Origin of the sequence: Acinetobacter boissieri, assembly GCF_900096955.1 — a bacterium.
Lineage (GTDB): Bacteria > Pseudomonadota > Gammaproteobacteria > Pseudomonadales > Moraxellaceae > Acinetobacter > Acinetobacter boissieri.
In genome coordinates this window covers 1-1,514 of the sequence record NZ_FMYL01000025.1, presented here as the reverse complement: position 1 = coordinate 1,514, position 1,514 = coordinate 1, and the positions used below count along the sequence as shown (strand labels likewise).

1 protein-coding gene is annotated in these 1,514 nt (G+C 43.5%); it reads left to right on the top strand.

What is annotated here, in order from left to right:
• Nucleotides 1–1,514 (top strand): YadA family autotransporter adhesin (locus tag BLS38_RS12790; RefSeq protein WP_425283491.1); only part of this gene is annotated, 1,514 nt, incomplete at both ends.

Below are 1,514 nucleotides of genomic sequence, written 5' to 3'. Positions count from 1 at the left end.
GTGGGTGATGCGATCAGTGCATTAGACCAAGGCTTCACGGTCACCAGCAATGGTGCGAATGGTAAAGCGATCAAAGCTGGCGACACATTAGAGATAGGGACAGCGGATGGAGAGAAAAACCTCACCGTCAGCAAAGATGGCAACAGCATCAAATACGGCTTAAATCGTAATTTAGATCTAGACAGCGTGAAAGCAGGCAATACCACACTGAACAACGCAGGCGTTGCGGTAGATGATGGTACAGGTAACGTCAGCAAACTCACCACAGCCGGTACCACTGTTGCAGACAGTGCAGGTAATAACGCAAGCTATGGTGCCAAAGAAGCCAGCCTCAAAGACAGTGCAGGCAACACCAACACAAGTACAGCGACCGGTAATACCGTGGCAGATAGTGCGGGCAACAGCACAGCCACTACTGCTGCGGGCACAAATGTCGCTGATAAAAATGGTAACAGTAATAGCTTAACTGCAACGGGAAATACCTTAGCGGACAAAGACGGTAATAACACTGTAACTACAGCATCAGGTACAAATGTAACTGATAAAGATGGAAACAGTAATAACTTAACTGCAACAGGTAATACCTTAAAAGATAATGCCGGTAACAATACAACCTCGACAGCATCTGGTGTAACTGTTGCAGATGGATCGGGCAACAGTACCGCAGTTACAGCAACAGGTGTAAGTGTTTCAGGTGGTCCATCACTTACGAAAACAGGCCTAGATTTAGCGGGTGGTACACTTACGAACTTGAAAGGTGGAGATATTACAGCAGGGTCAACTGATGCAGTTACAGGTGGTCAAGTTGCAGAAGTACAATCACAGCTACAAAAACAATTGGGTTCAGTGGGTGATTCAGCTGTGCAATATGCTAAAAATAGTGATGGTACCATTAACTATGCGAGCATTGTTGCAGGTAATGGCAACACTACAGCGACCATTGAAAATGGTAAAGTGACAAGTGGTGGGACGACAATTAGCAACCTAGCCAATGGTGTAAATGCATCAGATGCGGTAAATAAAGGCCAATTGGACACACTATCTACAAGCTTATCGAGTAGTCTTACAAGTGTAGTTGCGGGTAATGGACAAACCTTTAACTTGACAGATCAAATTGTGAATCGAAATATTGACAGTAGCAATGAAAACTCAAGTTTTAAAACATACGATAAAATGGGTCAAACAATGACAGATGAAGCAACACTTGCTCAGACTGTTAAAAAAATGAATATGGATGGTATTAAATACTCTCATACCAATGGAGATACAACGAGAGTAAATGGTCTTACCAATGACTCAAGTGCGGGTGGTGTATATTCTACTGCAATCGGTATAAATGCGATTATTAATGAAAATGCACGTAATGCAGTGGCTTTAGGTGTGAATACTTCTGCGGGTACAGATGCAGCTAACTCAGTCGTGATTGGTAATAACTCAAGCGTTTCAGGTACCTCATCGGTAGCGATTGGTGATGGTGCCACAGCATCAGGTACACAATCGATTAGTATTGGTAC